General features: G+C 64.0%; 14 protein-coding genes. 6 read left to right on the top strand and 8 right to left on the bottom strand.

What is annotated here, in order from left to right; genetic code table 11:
* The first annotated feature begins 70 nt into the window (after window positions 1–70).
* Window positions 71–625 (top strand): hypothetical protein, encoded by a 555-nt coding sequence (locus tag YUO_RS0109315; RefSeq protein ID WP_028347001.1) that lies wholly within the window; start codon window positions 71–73, stop codon window positions 623–625.
* Here the strand turns inward: YUO_RS0109315 and YUO_RS0109310 are convergent.
* Complete coding sequence (locus tag YUO_RS0109310; RefSeq protein ID WP_028347000.1) at window positions 622–1,512, bottom strand: metallophosphoesterase family protein; 891 nt, start codon at window positions 1,510–1,512, stop codon at window positions 622–624. The two genes, YUO_RS0109315 and YUO_RS0109310, sit on opposite strands and share 4 nt — an antisense overlap.
* A gap of 95 nt (window positions 1,513–1,607) precedes the next feature.
* Between YUO_RS0109310 and YUO_RS0109305 the strand changes: the two genes are divergently transcribed.
* The 4 genes from YUO_RS0109305 to YUO_RS0109290 all read left to right on the top strand — a co-directional run bounded on the left by YUO_RS0109305 (window position 1,608) and on the right by YUO_RS0109290 (window position 4,867).
* On the top strand, window positions 1,608–2,096 hold the full coding sequence (locus YUO_RS0109305) for an NUDIX domain-containing protein (RefSeq protein WP_028346999.1): 489 nt from the start codon (window positions 1,608–1,610) through the stop codon (window positions 2,094–2,096).
* Window positions 2,097–2,162: 66 nt separating this feature from the next.
* On the top strand, window positions 2,163–3,302 hold the full coding sequence (locus tag YUO_RS0109300) for a hypothetical protein (protein ID WP_028346998.1): 1,140 nt from the start codon (window positions 2,163–2,165) through the stop codon (window positions 3,300–3,302).
* A 47-nt stretch (window positions 3,303–3,349) separates the two neighbouring features.
* Window positions 3,350–4,285, top strand: a complete 936-nt coding sequence (locus YUO_RS0109295) for a glycosyltransferase family 2 protein (RefSeq protein ID WP_028346997.1) — start codon at window positions 3,350–3,352, stop codon at window positions 4,283–4,285.
* Window positions 4,286–4,354: 69 nt separating this feature from the next.
* Window positions 4,355–4,867 carry a GNAT family N-acetyltransferase gene (locus YUO_RS0109290; protein ID WP_028346996.1) on the top strand — a complete coding sequence of 171 codons (513 nt, stop codon included), beginning with the start codon at window positions 4,355–4,357 and terminating at the stop codon, window positions 4,865–4,867.
* A 31-nt stretch (window positions 4,868–4,898) separates the two neighbouring features.
* Here YUO_RS0109290 and YUO_RS0109285 read toward each other — a convergent pair whose 3' ends face one another.
* From YUO_RS0109285 to YUO_RS0109275, 3 genes are all read right to left on the bottom strand, one after another.
* A complete protein-coding gene (locus YUO_RS0109285; protein WP_028346995.1) occupies window positions 4,899–6,695 on the bottom strand; it encodes a cation:proton antiporter domain-containing protein in 1,797 nt (598 codons plus the stop codon).
* A 133-nt stretch (window positions 6,696–6,828) separates the two neighbouring features.
* Complete coding sequence (locus YUO_RS0109280; protein ID WP_028346994.1) at window positions 6,829–9,213, bottom strand: TonB-dependent receptor; 2,385 nt, start codon at window positions 9,211–9,213, stop codon at window positions 6,829–6,831.
* A 106-nt stretch (window positions 9,214–9,319) separates the two neighbouring features.
* Window positions 9,320–9,742 (bottom strand): DUF2946 family protein, encoded by a 423-nt coding sequence (locus YUO_RS0109275; RefSeq protein ID WP_028346993.1) that lies wholly within the window; start codon window positions 9,740–9,742, stop codon window positions 9,320–9,322.
* Window positions 9,743–10,059: 317 nt separating this feature from the next.
* Between YUO_RS0109275 and zigA the strand changes: the two genes are divergently transcribed.
* Window positions 10,060–11,268, top strand: coding sequence for a zinc metallochaperone GTPase ZigA (gene zigA, locus YUO_RS0109270; protein WP_028346992.1), 1,209 nt, complete (start codon window positions 10,060–10,062; stop codon window positions 11,266–11,268).
* A 19-nt stretch (window positions 11,269–11,287) separates the two neighbouring features.
* On the opposite strand, the gene YUO_RS0109265 is transcribed toward zigA, so the two are convergent.
* The 4 genes from YUO_RS0109265 to YUO_RS0109250 are packed head-to-tail and all read right to left on the bottom strand — an operon-like array spanning window position 11,288 to window position 18,110.
* Window positions 11,288–13,351, bottom strand: coding sequence for a membrane protein (locus YUO_RS0109265; RefSeq protein WP_028346991.1), 2,064 nt, complete (start codon window positions 13,349–13,351; stop codon window positions 11,288–11,290).
* Window positions 13,352–13,354: 3 nt separating this feature from the next.
* On the bottom strand, window positions 13,355–16,165 hold the full coding sequence (locus YUO_RS0109260) for a DUF4159 domain-containing protein (RefSeq protein WP_028346990.1): 2,811 nt from the start codon (window positions 16,163–16,165) through the stop codon (window positions 13,355–13,357).
* Window positions 16,165–17,109, bottom strand: a complete 945-nt coding sequence (locus tag YUO_RS0109255; RefSeq protein ID WP_028346989.1) for a DUF58 domain-containing protein — start codon at window positions 17,107–17,109, stop codon at window positions 16,165–16,167. The genes YUO_RS0109260 and YUO_RS0109255 overlap by 1 nt, the downstream gene beginning before the upstream one ends.
* Entirely contained in the window at window positions 17,109–18,110 is a 1,002-nt protein-coding gene (locus YUO_RS0109250; RefSeq protein ID WP_028346988.1) for an AAA family ATPase, read from the bottom strand. Before YUO_RS0109250 ends, YUO_RS0109255 begins: the two co-directional genes overlap by 1 nt.
* Window positions 18,111–18,230 lie beyond the last annotated feature (120 nt).

Genomic DNA, 18,230 nt, shown 5'->3' with positions numbered 1-18,230 from the left:
CCATTGCGCAAGGCATGGTTACTGCTAGGTTAAGCCCAGGCTAACCCCTGCAGGATAAAGGCGGCTCCCGATGTCAAACGCGCAAAATACCGGCAACGAAGCCCGCGACATGCGACCGACCCGGCTGCGCGATGCGCTTCGCCAGGCCCGGATCGAGGCCGCCGATCGGACCGGCGTCGTGGTCGAACTGCGCGATGCCGAGGTCGCCCGGCTCGAGATCCTGAACGAGGCGCTCGATCCGCTGTTCGCGGAGGTGCCGGAGCAAATCGATTTGTTCGATCGCGGTGTCAGCCAGGGCGAAACGCCGCGGCTGTGGATCGACGTGGTCGCGCATATCGTGATGGGACGCGACAAGCGCATCTACCGATTCGTGCAGGATACGCGCTTCGGCCGCATCGTGCTTGCCGAGTCGCATGATGTGCCCGTCATCGTCGATGCCGTCACCGGCTATGTCGCGCGCCGCATGATCGAGCGGGAGCATGCGATGGTGGCAATGCCCGTGGCCGAGCCTGTTGTGGAAAAGAAGCCGCGCCGCCGCGGCCTGGGCATGTTCGTGCTCGGCTTCGTGCTGGGCGCGGTGGCGCTGTTCGGAGTGGCGCTGTATGCGAGCCTGAAGAGCTTTTAAAGCAGCGTCGCCTGCTTGATCTGCTTGACACGGAAGTCGGCATCGACAGCGCGCACGGTCTGCACGCAGCGCCATTTGCCGCCGTCGCGCGTGATCGAAAACAGGTTGTAGGCAGCGGCCGGATAATGCCGGTGCGCCAGCGCCGATGCCGAGGGCACGCCAACCGCGGGGATCTGGTGGCCGGCGCCTTCAAGCCACATCGTCGAATGGATGTGGTCATGGCCGTGCAGGACCAGTTCCGCACCGCGCCGCTTCAGCACGGCGCGCAGCGCCTTCGAGTCGGTCAGTCGCTTCATCCGCGAACTCGATTCCAGGGGGTGATGGACCAGCAGCACCCGGAATGCCTCGTCCGGCGGCAATTGGGCAAGCTGGCGGTCGAGCGCATCGAGCTGCGCGCGGCCGAGCCGGCCGGTTGCCATCAATGGCAGCGTCGGCACCGCCGAGGAGACCCCTATCAGCACCAGCGGACCGCGCCGGCGCACGAATGGAAACGACGCTCCGTCCGCCGCGGCATCGCCGCGCAGATATTGCTCGAAGTGGCCAGCGAAATGATGCCGCGTCGCCCGCACATAGGCGTCGTGATTGCCGGGAACGACGGTCACCTGTTGCGGCGTGCCGATGCTTTCGAGCCAGGCCTGGGCCGGGGTGAATTCCGCCTCCAGCGCCAGGTTGACGAGATCGCCGGTCACTGCGATGTGGTCCGGCCGCTGCGCGTGCATATCGGCAACCAGTGCATCCAGCACCTCGCGGCGGTGATATTTATGGCGGTTGCGCGTCCAATTGAAATAGCCGAGCGCACGTTTGCCCGCGAGCTCGCGCAGCCGCGCCGCGGGCAGCGGCGGCAGATGCGGGTCCGACAGATGCGCCAGCGTGAAGATATCGGTCATTCGCGCTCCGCCGCAGTCTCTGTGATATAGAGCCGTCGCACCATCATGTCGGCGATATAAGGATCAAACGTGATAGCTGTCCATCCGAGGTTTGCGTGACGGCGCTGCAGCACTTGCGAAAACGTCTGGAGCCGCAACTGCGGCGGGCCTTTCACCTCTATTGGCGGATGGCCCGCGGCATGACGCTCGGGGTTCGCGGCGTCGTGCTCGATGGCGATGACAAGGTGTTCCTGGTCAGGCACGGCTATGTCGCCGGCTGGCACCTGCCGGGCGGCGGGGTCGAGGTCGGCGAAACCTTTCTCGAAGCCTTGCGAAGAGAGCTGGTGGAAGAGGGGCGGATCGAATTGACCGGAGAGCCGGTCCTGCACGGCCTGTTCTTCAACGGCCACGTTTCCCGCCGCGACCATGTCGCGGTCTATGTCGTCAGGCAGTTCCGGCAGGACCGCCTGCCGGAGCCCAACCACGAGATCGTCGAGTGCGGGTTCTATGCGGCAGGGGCGCTGCCGGCGGAGACGACCAGGGGCACGCGGCTCCGGATCGCCGAAGTGCTCGACGGTGCCCCGCGGACTGCGACCTGGCGCTGACGCAGGGCTCGGTTGCTTCGCGGCCCCGCAATGCATAGAAGCGGGGAAACGGGGGCGGGAATCGACATGGGCAGGATGGGGGTCCTGAAGCTACTTTGCGCCATTGGCTTCCTGGCGGTGCTGGCTAGCAACGTCTGGAGCATTTCGCGCTGGAGCGAAAGCCGCGGTGTCTATGACGACATCTGCTATCTGCGGCAGGCGCATCTGTTGCAGAAATACGGTCTGGACGGGTTCAATACCGACATCACACGCGACGACGATGGTTTCCTCTCCGGCAAGCTGAAGGAAATCAGCTTCCCTGACTGGAATGATCCGACGAAAATGCCTTGTCACGTGTGGAATGCGAAGACGAACAAACGCGCCCTGCAATACCCTCCGGGGACCGGATTTGCGTTGGCGTTGTTTCCGAGTGGATTTCAGGTGATACCGCTTTATGTACTAGCCTCGATCGTCGCCGTGGGCTTTTCGCTCCTCGCCTTGATCTATGCGTCCACGTTTTACCAGCTGATGCTGGTTGCCGCGTTCGGCGACAGTGCGATCTATCTGATGATCAACCCGACGAAAGCCAGCTATTCGATGGCGCCGACCATGATAGTATGCGCGCTGGCCGGTTTTCTGACGGCTAAACTATTCACGGGCCAATCGCGGCATCGGCTCGCCCTGCTGGTCCTGGTTGGTTTTCTGATCGGCCTCTCCGTCAATTTCCGTTTGCCGAACCTGTTTCTGGCGGCAGGCTATTGCCTGTGTTTTGCGGGCGCGTTCCTGCTGGCGCGCAGCAAGGAGACTTTCCTGCACGGGCTCGCGTTTGGTGTTTCGTTCCTGATCGGGATTGTGCCGACGCTGATCGCGAATGCGATCAATGCGGGAAGTCCGTTCTCGACCACCTACGGCAGCGTCGATGTCGTGCCGCCTGAACTGAATTCGGGCGTACTGTTGAGCTATCTTGTTGACGTTCAATTCACCTTGCTGGCGATATCGGTCGGCTGGACCGCTTGGTTGTGGTGGTTCGATCGGGGCCGAGCCAGAGGAGTTGCCCTGCTGGTCGCTGCAAACCTCGCCGTGAACCTGATTTTCTTCATGACCCATCCGATCTTTACGCCTTATTATATTATTCCGATCGACATGCTATCGCTCTGGACCCTGCTGTTCGCAACGCTCGATTTGCGCGCGGATAAGTCGGCCTTCCCTCAACCGGCCAGTGCCTGATTGCGGTATAGATGTTCCATGAACAGACTTGATTCTGTGGGCCAGCGATGACCACACCAGCGCTACGGATCGCGGTTCTGGTGCCGTGCTTCAATGAGGAAGCCGCGGTCGCCACCGTGGTCTCGGATTTCCGCAAGGCGTTGCCGACGGCTCAGATTTTCGTCTACGACAACAATTCCAGAGACCGCACCATCGAGGTCGCGCGCGCAGCCGGCGCCATCGTGCGCAGCGAGCGCCGCCAGGGCAAGGGGCATGTGGTGCGGCGCATGTTCGCCGACATCGATGCCGACGTCTATGTACTGGTCGATGGCGACGCCACCTATGATGCGCCGAGCGCGCCGCGCATGATCGATGCGCTGGTCAACGACCACCTCGACATGGTGGTGGGCTTTCGCGTCGACCAATCGGTCGCCGCCTACCGGCCAGGTCACCGCACCGGCAACTGGATGCTGACGAGCTTCCTTTCTTCGGTGTTCGGCCAGGAATTCAAGGATACCCTTTCCGGCTACCGCGTGTTCTCGCGCCGCTTCGTCAAATCCTTTCCGGTGCTGTCCGACGGTTTTGAGATCGAAACCGAGCTCAGCGTTCACGCGCTCGAACTGGCGCTGCCGGTGATGGAAGTCGAGACGCCGTATTACGCCCGGCCCGAGGGATCGTTCAGCAAGCTCAACACCTGGCGCGATGGTTTCCGGATCCTCGGCACCATCCTGAAGTTGTATCGGTCGGAAAAACCGCTGCGGTTCTTCACGGTGATCGGCATCTTTCTGATGCTGGTCTCAATCGGCCTCGCGATCCCGGTGATTGTCACCTATCTCGAAGAAGGCATTGTTCCGCGGTTACCGACGGCGGTGCTGTCGATGGGCCTGATGATCGTGGCGGTGCTGTCGGTCAGCTCGGGGCTGGTGCTGGATACGGTGACGCGCGGCCGCCGCGAGATGAAGCTCCTGGCCTATTTGTCTCAGCCCGCTCGGGTCAGCGATTGAGGCAATTCAGGGATTGCCGTCTTCCAGCGATGGACCGCGCCGTCGCCAGATGCTATCCCGCGCTCCATCATGAGCGAACTCGACGTCACCATCCTGGCCGAAACACCGAAGGACGCCCAGGCGATCGAACGGCTGCACGAGCGCACGTTCGGTCCCGGCCGTTTCGTGCTGAGCGCCTATCGCCTGCGCGAGCATGTCGATCACCTGCTGGACCTCTCGTTCACGGCGCGGATCGGCACGTTGCTGGTCGGCTCGGTGCGCCAGTTGCCGATCTGCATCGGCGACACGCCGGCCCTGATGCTCGGACCGTTGACGGTCGAGCCGCCGTTTCGCAGCCGCGGCGTCGGCCGTATGCTGCTCGATCGTTCGCTGCGGGATGCCAAGGCCAAGGGCCATCGTTTGGTCATTCTGGTCGGCGACGAACCCTATTACAGCCGCGTCGGCTTCAAGGTTATACCGAAGGGACGGGTGACCATGCCGGGCCCCGTAGATTACAGCCGCCTGCTGGTGGCGGAACTGGTCGAGGGCGCGTTCGACGGCGTATCCGGCAATATCCGGCCGGACTGGAGCAAGGCGCGGTAGGGCCGTTGGCGCGCGCCGCCGTCGCGATCCGTCAGAAAAATCGACGCTTCTTAGTACCGCTCGTCTGGATCGGCGCGGATCCTGCGCTGCCCGCGGCCTTCTGCAATTCGTGCCGGAACTCCTCGCGCTTCTCGTGGATGCTGGCGACGACATGACCCATCGCAACCCCGAGCCCGATCAGGGCAGCTTCCGACAGCAGCAAGCTTGCCTCGATGGTCTCCGGCACCGCGTCGGTAACGCCGATCTGGTAGAGATGCCGCGCGTGGTCGGCGTCACGGGCGCGCGAAACCACCAGCAGGTCTTTCCTCAGTGCGCGGACCTGCGCGACAATTTCGTCGATGCCTTCAGGTTGGTTGATGGTGACGATGACGGCGGCGGCTTCCATGAGGCCGCAGCTCTTCAGAAACTCCGGGTTCGTCGCGTCACCGTAAAAGACGGTACGCCCCTGTCTTCGCTGCTCTGGGACGGCCGCGGCATCATAGTCGACCGCAATGTATTTGAACTGGTGCCGGTCCAGCATCGTGCAGACGACCTGTCCCACCCGGCCATGTCCGACGACAATGGCATGGCCGCTCCCGCCGCTTGGCGCAACGGCGAGTTCAGGGTCAATCGGCTTGTCTTCGCGCATCATCGGCGCCAGCCGCCGCGCGACATGAGATAGCGCCGGGGTAAGCATCATGGTCAGCGAGGTCAGTGCGACCGTGAAGCTCGATACGCTGGCATCGATCAGACCAAGCGTCGTCGCCATTCCGATCCCGACGAAAGCGAACTCGCCGCCGGGACCCAGCAGCAGCCCGACTTCGATAGAAGCCGGCCATGAGAGGCGAAACATCCGCGACAGGAAGATGAGGATGACCGACTTTACGGCGATCAGCCCGGCCGCACCCGCGATCAGCCAGACCGGGTCACGCGCGAGCTCGCGGAAATCAATATTCATGCCGACCGTGAAGAAGAACAGGCCAAGCAGGAGGCCCTTGAACGGATCTATGGCGGTCTCGATCGCCTTGCGGAATTCCGTTTCGGCAAGCAGCAGTCCGGCGACAAAGGCGCCGAGCGCCATTGAGAAGCCGGCCACGGCGGCAGCCACTCCCGTTGCGACGATCACGAACAGCGTCGTAGCGACAAACAAGTCGCTCATGCCCACCGATGCCACCAGACGGAACAGGGGGCGCATCACGACGCGGCCGACGATGACGATCACTGCGAGCGCGACGGCAGCGTTGGTGAGTGCGAGAAGGAGCGTCGCAACGATAGAGCCGGACTCGCCCGCGCCAAAAATGGAGATAAAGAGCAGGAGAGGGGCGACTGCCAGGTCTTGTGCCAGTAGCGTCGCGAAGCTTGCCCGGCCTGCGCTTGTGCTGAGTCGTCGTTGCCTGGAAAGGATCTCGACGACAATGGCTGTCGAGGATAGGGCAAGGCAGGCGCCTAGGATCAGCGCCACCGGAGCTTTGTTGCCGACAAGGGCCGCGGCCGCGCCGATTGCCGCCGAGGAGAGTACGATCTGCAAGCTGCCTAACCCAAATATCAGGCGGCGCATTGCCTTCAATCGATCGTAAGATAGCTCCATGCCGATGAGGAAGAGCAGGAACACAACGCCGAGGTTCGCAAGGCCGGAGACGTTTTTGGGATCGACGACCGTGAACCAGTAGAGAAGCGGAAAACTCTCGATGAACGATCCCAATCCGAGAGGGCCCAGGATCGCGCCGGCGCCTAGATAGCCGAGAACGGGATTGAGGCCGAACCGCCGCACCAAGGGAATGACGACGCCCGCGGTGCCGAGCAGAACGAGCGCGTCGCTGTAGACGGGAATATTGATAGGCGCGGTCATCTAGCGGTTGTGCATTTGCTTCCACGGGCTGGAACATGACGATGGATACGCGCGGTATCCACCGTCATTCCAAATGAACGTTAGCTGGTGGCACCAGCTAACGCCACCCCTGGGAAGCCGTACCGCCCGCGCTCTAGAACTTCAGGTTGGCAAATGCGCGCACGCCAATGCCCGGCAGCAAGACTTCGTCCTTGTTGAAGGACGCCGAATTGCGGATGTTCTCGTTCAAGAGGTTGTTGCCGACGAGCCCAACCGTCATTTCCCGCGCGCCGAACCAGGTGGGATCGAGCTTCGTCCTGTAGCTGACCTCCGCCTTCAACAGATTATAACCCGCGGTCGGCGTCTCGCCGACCGGGGCGATATCGTTCTGGGCGAAGGCGTGCAGCAGGTTGATCCGCGTCAGCCAGTTGGCATCGCGCCAGAACAGGCCGCCGCCCACGCGCACGGGTGGGATGCGCGGGACATTGGTGCCGTCGTTGAAGGTTGCGCGCACGACATCGAACTGGTTTTCGATACCCCAGATGCCGCCGTAGAGCGGCCCGACATCCAACTGGCTTTGGAACTCGCCGCCGCGGAAGGTGGCGTCGCGCTGCGAATAGATCGCCTGATTCAGCTCAAGGGGAAAAGCCGGGTCCGCAGGATCGACGCAAGCGACATCCTCGCAGGTGTTGCCGGTGAGACGACGGTAAATGAAGCCATTGAACTTGGTGTAGTACGCAGTTGCTTCGAATCGGAAGGGGCCGGTGGCGCGTCGTAGTCCGATCTCGATCGATTTGGCGGTTTCGATGCCGAGATTGGGATTGCCGATATCGAAGGTGACAGTTGCTTCGTGCGGTCCACGCGAAAACAATTCCGCCGGCTTGGGCGCGCGTTCGACGTATTGGGCGGTGATGCTTGCGACCAGTTGACCTGGAAGATCCTGGATCAAGCCGATGCTCGCGCTCTTCGGCGTAAAGCTGAGGTTGCGGGCTGTCGGCGGACCGATATCGCCGGGATTGGCATTGAGGTCGAACAACTCCGGAATGAATGCCGGCGTCGTTCCGCTGAGGTTAACATGCTCGACCCGGCCGGCGATCTGCGCCTTGGTGGTTTCGGTGAATCTGAGTTCGTTGAAGACGTAGCCGGCGACCCTGTTATTCTTGTTAGGATCAAACAACCCGTTGAGCGGGCTGCCTGGATCGTCCGGGCTCGACCCTGTCAGTTCCTGATGCCCGGCCTGCAGGCCGAAGGCGGTCGTGACGGAGGCAAAGCGCGCGTTGAAGGGCGCCATCTGCACCTCCACGCGTCCTTCCTGCTCCTTGTTGGTAAAGGTCTGCCGCACGCCAAGGGACGAGAAGTCGGCGGGATCGGCGAGCGCGATCTCGTTGTGCTTGTAATCGGTGGCGCCCGCCCAGAACCTGATGGCGTCGATCGCCGCCGCATCCGGCCGATATTCGCCCTTGGCCGTGAATTTGGTTTGGCGCGCGTCGATCCGGGACTGGTGATCGGAGGGCTCAATTCCTGGAATGCGGTACAGCGTGTCGTTCTGCGTGATCGCCGCGCCGATAAATCCGCCGTGGAAGATGTAGGAGCCGCCAATCGATGCACCAGCCGCCTGCATCGCCGAATTGGGCTGCCGGCCGTTGACCGGGCGGGTCTGGTCGAACAAGTACGGATAGCTTGGAATGCTGTAATCGCTGGCCTTGCGGCCATAGGCGTCGGCGTGGAATGCGAAATTGCCGCCGCCGGCATCAATCAGGATGCCGCCATCGACACCGCGGTCAACGGAACTGACGGCCGTTCGGGTTTCGACAGTGACGCAGGAAGGTGACCCCACGTTTGCAAGCGGCGCCTTCGCCGGCAGCCCGTAAGTCTGGAAGGGTGCCGCCGCGCATGAAGGCAAGGCGTCAGGGATGCGGTTGTTGGTTGCGCTGACGACGCCGCCGATCGATGTTGATCCGTACCGCATCGCCGCCGGACCGCGGATGACTTCGACCTGGTTTGTCGCCAGTGGATCGACCGGCACGAAATGGTCTTCGCCGAGATCGGAGGCGCCACCAGCGTTGGTACCGTTCTCGAGGATGCCGACGCGATTGACGTCGAGGCCCCGTATGATCGGCCGGCTCGCGGCACCGGGCGCGAAGGTCGAGCCGGTAATGCCGGGCTTCGAGAACAAGAGATCGCCAAGCTGGGCGGTGCCTTGGCGGCGGATTTCCTCGTTGGGCACGACGGTGACGGTTGCGAACTGGTCGGTTACGACCGGCAGCACGCCCTGCTGGGGCGCGGCGACGACGGGCGCGGCCGGTAGTTCTGGCGCGCGCTCGCGGGTCTGGCCGGGCGCTGCGCGGGTGACACGCACCGGCGTTCGTACGGGCGCGGGTTTGCGCCGCACGATCGGGCTCGGCGCCGTCACGGTGATTTCAGGCAGTTGCGTCGATGCCGGTGACGTGGCCTGTGCCATCGCCCCGTCGGCCATCGCGCATAGCAACAGCCAGCTTGCTCCACCGCAATGGAACGCACGTTTCTTCTTGAATGTCATTGTCCCGATCCTGATTCCGTCGATGTGCGACGGACGATTCCGATTTCTCCTCAGGAACCGCGCCTGACGCGGCAATCCCTTGGGGAGTGCATTGATTCAATCGGCGTCAGGGGGCAGGCGGTGCGCGAGACTGGAACGCGAGATGGGACGAGCGGAGATGCGCGAATCCAGTGCCGGTGGCCAGGTACAGAAGTTCGACAGCCCCCGGCAACTCCAGTACGGGCGGCGTGATGAACAGGAAATTGTTCGCCAGGGAGAGGACGGCGCAGACCGCGCAGACATTGGCCGTGTGCTCATCGTCATCGTGGCCCGCGGGCTGCTGCGGCCGTGCGGCTTCGGGGTGCGCATCTTGTGCGGCAACGGATGTGGCGATCGCAAGATTGGCGACGGTCAGCCCGCTTTGAACGGCTGGCGGGGCCTGCTGCGTGGCTGCCGCGTGAAAATGCCCGCACAACAGCGCAAACTGGATCGCGAGCGCAAACAGCGCCAGCCGCGAGCCGTGCTTGAGGTGCTTTCGGAACCAGTTCACGACGATTGACGCCTTGTCCCCCGGGGCGGCTCAGGCATCTCGCCGTCCCAATGTTACATTATAACGTCGCGAACACCGCGGAGTGTCAATCGACACCGGGCTGCCGTCTTTCCGGAGCCCTGACAATTCCGCCAAGTGTGAGATTCGCGCAACATCGGCGCTTTTGCCCGGCGCGCCGCGTCTGTTTTGCCAATTGACAACCTCTCGGTCTTACGTTGTAATGTTATAACATAATATGATCCGTCGCCAACGGGGCCCTTGCATGCGTCTTCCTCCCCGGTTGGGGCCCCGTGAGCTCAAGAGGCTTTTCGATCTCCATGCGAAAACTCCCCGTCACCGTCTTGTCCGGCTTCCTCGGGGCTGGAAAGACAACTTTGATGAATCACGTGCTCAACAATCGCCAGGGCCTGAAGGTTGCGGTGATTGTGAACGACATGAGCGAGGTCAACATCGACGCAGACCTCGTCCGCGATGGCGGTGCGAATCTCTCGCGGACTGACGAAAAGCTGGTCGAGATGACCAACGGCTGCATCTGCTGCACGCTGCGCGACGATTTGTTGAAGGAAGTGCGGGCGCTCGCCGAGAGCGAACGGTTCGACTATCTGCTGGTCGAATCAACCGGCATCTCCGAGCCGCTGCCGGTCGCGGCGACCTTCGACTTCCGGTCCGAAGACGGAGAAAGCCTGTCCGACGTGGCAAGCCTCGACACGATGGTCACGGTCGTCGATGCCGTCAATCTGCTGAAGAACTATTCCTCTACCGTTTTTCTGGCCGATCGCGGCGAGTCGCTCGGTGAAGGCGACAAGCGCACACTGGTGGATCTGTTGGTCGAGCAGATCGAATTTGCCGATGTGATCGTGCTCAACAAGATCGATGCTGCGTCGCAGGGAGAACGCGACGCCGCCCGAATGATCATCCGATCTCTGAATCCCGAGGCCGATATCATCGAGACCAATTTCTCCAATGCGCCGCTGGAGCGCATTCTCAATACCGGCCGCTTCGATTTCGAGCGCGCGCAGCAACACCCGCTGTGGTTCAAGGAGCTTTATGGCTTTGCAGACCATACGCCCGAGACCGAGGAATACGGCGTCAAGAACTTCGTCTATCGCGCGCGACGGCCGTTCGAGCCTGCGAAATTTCACCAATTCCTGAAAGAAAGCTGGCCTGGCGTCATCCGTGCCAAGGGACATTTCTGGATCGCAACTCGCCCGCAATGGCTCGGCGAGTTGAGCCAGGCCGGCGCGATCGTCCGAACCGAAGGGCTGGGCTTCTGGTGGGCGAATGTGCCGGCAGATCGCTGGCCGGACGATCCGTTCTGGCGACAATCGCTCAAGAAGAACTGGAGCGAGGTGTACGGCGATCGCCGGCAGGAGATCGTCTTCATCGGCACGGATATGGATCAGGACGCGATCACGGCGCGTCTCGATGCGTGCCTTGTTTCAGGAAAGCCGGGAATGCGCGTTGCGGAATGGTCCGGGCTTGCCGATCCATTTCCGAGGTGGCGACGCGCGGACGAGGCTGCGTAGGGCTCATCGACGCGTGCCGTCAGCGCCCCTCGCGCACCCAGGTCGCGGCGAACGCGCCGAGCAGCAGCAATAGCCCGACAAGGCCGGCGAACATCGGCAGCACGCCGACGCCTTTGACGACGCTGGCGTCGCGCATCTTGACGCCCATCCAGCCGTCGCCATGGAAGATGCCGGAGGAACGCACCGGCACAACGCGGGGCAGGTCGACGCTTCCGCCATCGGCGACGCGGCGGGCGTCGCCGCCGGTTGCCTGCGCTAACGGCTTCAGCATTTCGGTCGTCGAGGTGACTTCCGAAAACTCCTTCGGATTGGTCGGCCCGACATTGATCAGCGCCTTGAGCGCGCCATCGGTTGCCTGCCACAGCCCGAGCTCGTTGGCGGGAATGGTCGCGCGCCAGGTGCCGGGTTCGCTGGCCGTCAGCGTCAGCTCCTTGGTGGCGCCGCTCGGCGAGGTCACCGTGACCGGCGGCACGTTGTCGGCCATGGTCTGGCGCAGCACCACGAGGTCCTTGCCCTGGATTTGCAGGCGCAGCGCCTCCTCGTCGAGATCAGGCTGCTTCATCAGCCAGTGCGACATCCGCCGCAGCAGATCCAGATGCGGGCCGCCGCCCTCATAGCCGCGCGCCCACAGCCAGATGTGGTCCGTCAAGAGAAGCGCGACGCGGCCTTCGCCGAAGCGCGACAGCAGCAGCAGCGGTTTTCCGTCGGCGCCGGTCATTACGGGGGAGCCGATCGCGTTGCGCGTATCGACGGTGCGGAAGAAGCGGCTCCAGCGCGGCGGCTCGCTGGCGGAGCCTTCCAGGCCACGCGTTACCGGATGGCGCTTACCGGCGTCGCTCAGATGCGCGTAGAAGGGTTTTTCGGTGACGCCGACGGGCTCGGCCGGTAGCACCGTATCCAGCGGCGTGCGCCAGATACTGGTGGTGGAGGCGTAATCGGGACCGGCCGATACCAGCACCGCGCCGCCGGCGCGAACATAGCGCGCCATGTTGTCGAAATAGGCAATCGGCAGCACGCCCTGGCGGGCGTAACGATCGAAGATGATCAGGTGGAAATCGTTGATCCTCTGCTGGAACAACTCGCGCGTCGGAAACGCGATCAGCGACAATTCGTTGATCGGCGTGCCGTCTTGTTTCTCCGGCGGTCGCAGAATCGTGAAATGCACCAGGTCGATGGCGGCGTCCGACTTCAGTAGATTGCGCCAGGTGCGTTCGCCGGAATGCGGCTCGCCTGATACCAGCAGCACGCGGAGCTTGTCGCGCACGCCCTCGATCGCGACCACGGCGCGGTTGTTGACCGGAGTCAGTTCGTTCTCGAGCGGCGAAGCCTCGATCTCGACGATGTTCGGGCCGGCATGCTTGATGTCGACCTCGACGTTGGCGGTCTGGCCGCTCGAGAGATTGCGCTCATTGATCACCTCGCCGTCGCGGCGCACCACGATCTTGGCGCGCTGGCCGGTAACGCCCTGATCGTCGAGCCGGTAGGTGATGGTCTGCGGCTTTCCGACGATACCGAAACGCGGCGCGGCCGTAATCGCGATGCGGCGATCGCGCTCGTCCTTGCGGCCGGTGATAAGTGCATGCACCGGCGCCTGGAAGCCGAGGGCCGCGGCATTGGCGGGAATGTCATGGACCCGGCCATCGGTGATCAGGAACGCGCCGGCGACGCGGTCGACCGGAACGTCCGACAGCGCCGAGGACAGCGCGCCGAACAGTTTGGTGCCGTCGGTTTCGCCGTCGGCCTGTCCAGCCTCGACGACGCGGACTTCCAGTCCCTTTGTTTTCTTCAGCGTATCGACCAGCGCCTCCTGCGCCTTGGCCGTCTCCTGGTTGCGGGTGCCGAAATTCTGGCTCGGGCTCTTGTCGATCACGACGGCAGCGACGGATGATAACGGCTCGCGCTCCTCGCGGGTGAAGGAGGGGTTGGCGAGCGCCAGCAGGATCAGCGCCAGCGCCGCGACGCGCACCGCGGCGCCGCGCGCGCGGCCGAGCAGCAATAGTGCAGAAATTGCGACGATCGCGGCCAGCGCGATCCAGAGCACGATTGCCGGAACGAGGGGAGTGAACGCGATGCCGTAGTTCATGGCCTATTGCCCCAACCGTTCGATCAGGGCGGGCGCGTGGACCTGGTCGGCCTTGTAGTTGCCGGTCAATGTGTACATCACGATGTTGACGCCGGAGCGGAAGGCAAATTCGCGCTGGCGCGGCTCGTTCGGCGTCAGCGGCAGCATTGGCTGGCCGTCCGGCCGATGCGCCCAGGCGCCGGCGAGATCGTTCGAGGTGATGATGATGGGCGAGACGCCATCGCCGCCGCGCGCCGGGCGCGAGGCCGTATCGTCTTCATCCTCGCGCGGCAAGGTCTCGACCCAGGTCTGGCCCGAGGTGAAGCGGCCGGGAAAATCGCGCAACAGATAAAACGTCTTGGTCAACACATGCTCGCGCGGCACCGGCTCCAGTTCAGGCACGTCGAGGGAGGAGAGAATCTCGCGCAAGGTGCGCATGCCCGAGGTCTGCGACGCGCCGTTCTCGCCCGGCGGCGCCTCGACGGCGTCGCGGGTATCGAACAGCACCGTGCCGCCCTGTTTCATATAGGCGTCGATGCGGTTGATGGCGTCCTGCGGCGGCTTCGGCGCGCCCGGTACCACCGGCCAATAGATCAGCGGGAAAAACGCCAGTTCGTCCTTTGCGGGATCGATGCCGACGGGATCGCCAGCCTCCAGCGCCGTGCGCTGCGCCAGGAACAGCGTCAGTCCGGCCATGCCCGCCTTGACGATGGAATCGACGTCGGCATTTCCGGTGACGACATAGGCAAGGCGCGTCTGCGACACTGACTTGATGGCGAATTCATCGTTTCCCTGGGCAAGCGTCGGCGAAGGCGCGGTCGAGGCCGCGACCAGGATCAAGGCCAATAGAACGGAGGCCGTCGCCGTGCGCCGCCGCCACAAGGCCGCAAGGCCTGCGCCCAGCATCGCAACCACGACCGCGTCGATCAGGAACAGCACCAGCGACGACGACAGCAGGATGCCGCGCAAATCGCGCGGTTCGGCATTGGTGTAGCTGGCGCGCTGCGCGCGCAACGAGGATGTATCGAGTGGCGCGATGCGATCGGCCGAGGCCAGGGTGTTGACCGCGATCGGGCCATCGGCCGGGCCGTAGAAGCCCGGTGGATGTTCTGCTGTGGCGCGATCGCGATAGTCCGCCGGCATCGGCTTGGCGGTCGAGGGCGGCGGCCCGAAGGCGCCGAAACCATCGAGGGTGCGCAGTGGCGCAACCGTCTCGACGTTGGTCGCCTCGCTCGCAACGCCAGCACCGGGCTTCGTCGTATAGCCGGACATGTCGACCAGCCGCCGCAGCATCTCGACGAAGCTGCCGGACATCGGCAAGTCAGACCAGCGCGAGTCGGCGCCGACATGGAACAGGCTGACAATGCCCCTGCCGCGATGCTCGCCCGTCACCAGCGGCGTGCCGTCTTCCAGCGACGCCCAGGTCTTGGTGGCGAGCACCGCATCCGGCTCGGCCAGCACCTGCCGGTTCACGGTGACATCCTTGGGCACGGCGAGGCCCGCGAACGGCGCGTCAGCGGCGAAGGACGCCAGATGCTGCGGCTTTTCCCAGGTCAGGCTGCCGCCGAGGACGCGGCCGCCGCGACGCAATTTCACCGGCACTAGATCGTCATCGGCCTGCGCCAGGCGGGGACCTGCGAAACGCACCAGCACGCCGCCCTGATCGATCCATGCGTTCAGCCGCTCGCGGATTTCGGGCGACAGCGTGCCGACATCGGCGAGCACGATCATCGGCAGCCGCTGATCGAGGAATTGCGCGATCACCTGTTGCGGCGCGCCACGGTCGCCGAGCCGCACGTCGGCGAAAGGCGACAGGGCCCGGGTAAGATAGAAGGTCGATGCCAATAGCGGCTGGGCGGTATCGCTGGTCGCGCCGGTGACGACGCCGACGGCGCGCCGCCGCCATCGCTTGTCGAGCAATTGCACCGCTCCCGCCGATCGTTCACCCGAAATTTCCAGCCGCGAAATGTCGTTGCGCAGTTCGACCGGCAGATCGAATGCCGCTTCGCTTTCGCGGTCCTGCATGCCGAAAGCGTAGCGCGCCTCGCCGATCGGCGAGCCCTTGGCGTCGGTCGCGCGAACCACGCCGGCTGCGACGCCGCCGGTAGTGCGCAACACCTTGACCGTCATCTTCGCCGCGGCGTTTTCGGCGGCGACCAACGCCTGCGTCGGCGCCGCGCCGCCCTCGAACACCGTCAGCTTGCGGTCGCCGATGGTCTTGGCGAGATTTTCGACGAATTCGGCGCCGCGCCCGGTATCGACACCGTCGGACAGCCACGCGATCTCGGCATCACCGGTGGCCTTCAGGAAGCGGTCGAGCGCGCCAAGCGTGTCGACGCGGTCGATCGAATGCGGCTTTGGTGCAATCTGGCGCAGCGCGACGCGCGCGGTGCCGGCCGGCATCAGCGTGATGTCACGTGCGGGCTCGGAGAGCGGAACCAGCGCGACGCCGCGGCGGTCGTTGTCGGCATTGGCGATCAGTTCGTCAGCGGCCTTGATCCGGGTGTCCCAGCTTGCCGCCGCGCTCCAGCCGTCGTCGAGCAGAATCACCAGCGGCGCGTTGCTGCCGCCGACCCCGGTCTGCGGATTCCAGATCGGGCCTGCGGCGGCAAGGATGACCAGCGCCGCGGCGGCGAGACGCAGCGCCGTCAGCCACCACGGCGTCCGCGACGGGGTTTCTTCCCTGGGCCTGATGTCGAACAACAGCCGCGTCGGCGGAAACTCGATCCGTCTCGGCCTCGGCGGCATCACGCGCAGCAGCCACCACAGCACCGGCAGGCTCAACAGGCCCAGCAGAAGCAGCGGCTGCGCAAAGCTTAAGGGGATGCCCGCCATCATGCGCTGCGCCCCGCCTTGACCGTTGAGCCACGCGCGCTTCCTTTGGCTGCCATCATGCCGGAATGCAGGAACAGCAGCAGTTCGGCGGCGGACCGGCTGGTGGTGTGGGTCGAGAACAGCCAGTCGAGCCTGTTGGTCTCGCTGCGGATCTCATCGCGATGCAGCGTGACGCGCGCGACATAGTCGCTGGCCCAGCTCTCGGCGCGGCCGGCGGTGATGACGCCAAAGCCTTCCGGCTCGACGAACTCGATCCGGCCGGCGTACGGAAAGGTCTCTTCGGCAGGATCGACGACCTGAATCAGCGTGCCATGGGCGCCGGAGGCCGAAAGCCCGGCAAGCATCGTCCTGATTTCGCTCATCGGCGACCAGAAGTCGGACAGCACGACAATTTCGGCCAGCGCCGACGGCACGAAGGAGGGCGGCAGGCTGGCGCGCACCGCATCGTCATGCAGCATCGCCTGCGCCATCTTGTCGATCACGTTGCGGCTTGCGGTCGGGGTCATCAGGCCGGGAATGCCGACGCGCTCTCCGCCCGAAACCAGAAGTTCGGCGAGCGCAAAGGTCACGATCAGGCCACGCTCCAGCTTGGAGTCGCGGGCACCCTTGGAAGCAAATGCCATCGACGGCGAACGGTCGGGCCACAGCCAGATCGTATGCGCAGCCTCCCATTCCTGCTCGCGGACATAGAGATGATCGTCGCGCGCCGAGCGCCGCCAATCGACATTCTGCGACGGCTCGCCCGAGACGAAGCGGCGATATTGCCAAAAGCTCTCGCCGGCGCCGGCGCGGCGCCTGCCGTGCAGGCCATGGATGACGTTGGCAGCGATGCGGCGGGCATCGAGCACGAGACGGGGGAGCGATGCGGCGAGCGTTCGGCTTTCGCCATCGGCACGTCGGATCGCAACAATCTCCCTGCTCTCGTGGCTGGTCTCTGCGGCCATCAACCAATCCGCGTCTTCAATTGTCTGATTACGTCGGGAATGGTGCGGCCTTCCGCGCGCGCCGAGAAGGTCAGCGCCATGCGGTGCTTGAGAACGGGTTCGGCGAGATCGAGCACGTCGTCGATCGAGGGCGCAAGGCGGCCGTCGAGCAAGGCGCGGGCACGGACTGCCAGCATCAGCGATTGGCTGGCGCGCGGGCCCGGTCCCCAGGCGATCAGCTTGTCGCCGCCGTCTTCGGTGTTGGGACGTGCAGCGCGTACCAGCGACAGGATCGCCTCAACGACGCTGTCGCCGACCGGCAGGCGCCGCACCAGCCGCTGCGCCGCGATCAGGGTTTCCGCGTCCATCGAGGCCTTGGCAAGTGTCTCTTCCGCGCCCGTGGTCTCGAACAGGATGCGGCGTTCGGCGTCGCGATCGGGATAATCGACGTCGATTTCCATCAGGAAGCGGTCGAGCTGCGCCTCGGGCAGCGGGTAGGTGCCTTCCTGCTCCAGCGGGTTTTGGGTGGCGAGCACGTGGAACGGCTTGGGGAGATCATGCCGCGCGCCTGCAACGGTGATGTGCTGTTCCTGCATGGCTTGCAGCAGCGCCGATTGCGTCCGCGGGCTGGCGCGGTTGATTTCGTCGGCCATCAGGAGCTGCGCAAACACCGGTCCGGAGATGAAACGGAACGACCGCTTGCCGGAATTGCTCTCGTCCAGCACCTCGGCGCCCAGAATGTCCGACGGCATCAGGTCAGGCGTAAACTGGATGCGCTTGGCATCCAGCCCGAGCGTGATGCCCAAGGTTTCGACAAGCTTGGTCTTGGCGAGGCCGGGAACGCCGATCAAGAGCGCGTGGCCGCCGGACAGGATCGTCACCAGGGTATTTTCGATCACCCGAACCTGGCCGAAGATGACGGTGGAGATCGCTTCCTTCGCGGCGCGGATCTGGCCGGCGACCTGCTCGGCCGACCGGACGATCGCGTCCTCGAGTTTCTCGACACCGTCTGCGCTCGCCATGTCTTTCTCCTTCAACAACCTAACCGCTTCATGACGCCGTTGGTTGCGTCGTCATGCCACGAACCTCATGCTAAGCCTGTGCAAAGGCCATGCATTCGTTTGAATTAAACTATCCCCACA

This window comes from Bradyrhizobium murdochi, assembly GCF_000472965.1.
In the GTDB taxonomy this organism is placed as follows: Bacteria; Pseudomonadota; Alphaproteobacteria; order Rhizobiales; family Xanthobacteraceae; genus Bradyrhizobium; species Bradyrhizobium murdochi.
Note: the sequence above shows the minus strand (reverse complement) of the source record. Positions and strands in the feature narration are given on the sequence as shown.